Source organism: Prevotella sp. CAG:592 (genome assembly GCF_000436015.1).
Classification (GTDB): Bacteria; Bacteroidota; Bacteroidia; order Bacteroidales; family Bacteroidaceae; genus Prevotella; species Prevotella pectinovora.
Map to the genome: position 1 here is coordinate 1 of NZ_FR892631.1, position 759 is coordinate 759.

The 759-nt window shown below is 44.8% G+C and carries 1 protein-coding gene; it reads left to right on the plus strand.

Annotated features, from left to right (window positions below; genetic code table 11):
• Positions 1-36: 36 nt before the first annotated feature.
• On the plus strand, positions 37-759 hold a 723-nt coding region (locus tag QVO99_RS10130; protein WP_288177173.1), incomplete at its 3' end, for an Rpn family recombination-promoting nuclease/putative transposase.

Here is a 759-nt window from a genome sequence, read left to right on the forward strand (position 1 = left end):
CCGTAAATTTGCTGATTGAATAATAAATGCAGCATTATGGCAGAGAAATACATCAATCCACATACCGATTTCGGCTTTAAGCGCCTGTTCGGTTCTGAATGTAACACTGAATTGCTCATTAGCTTTCTGAACACCATATTTCACGGCAAACAGAATATCCAGAAAGTAACATATATAAATTCGGAATCACGTCCTGGTTTCTTCGTTGTACGTTGCGAGAATGACAAGGGAGAGAAATTCATAGTAGAGATGCAGAACGTATACCAGGAGTTCTTCAAAGACCGCACCATCTATTATTCAACGTTCCCCATCAGAGAACAGGCGCAGCGTGGAGGAGACTGGGATTTCCATCTCAATCCTGTCTACACGATTGGCTTGCTGAACTTCAACTTTGCCGACGGTCTTGAGAATGCAAAGCGCTGGCACCATGAGGTGAAGCTGATGGAGGTGGACACACACGAGGTGTTCTACGACAAACTCACATATATATACGTTGAGATACCTAAGTTTGACAAGAAAGAGAGTGAACTCGAAAGTATGTACGACAAGTGGATGTACGTGTTGAAGAATCTCTCCAACCTGATGCAACGCCCCGCAGCCCTGCAGGAGCGTGTTTTCACACGTCTGTTCGAACAGGCAGAGATATCAAAGTTCGACAAACAGGAGCTGAAACTGTATGAAGACAGCGTCAATGCATACCGCGACATCGTGAATGCCATACGGACTGCGGAAAAGAAGAAATATGCAGAAGGACGTGCA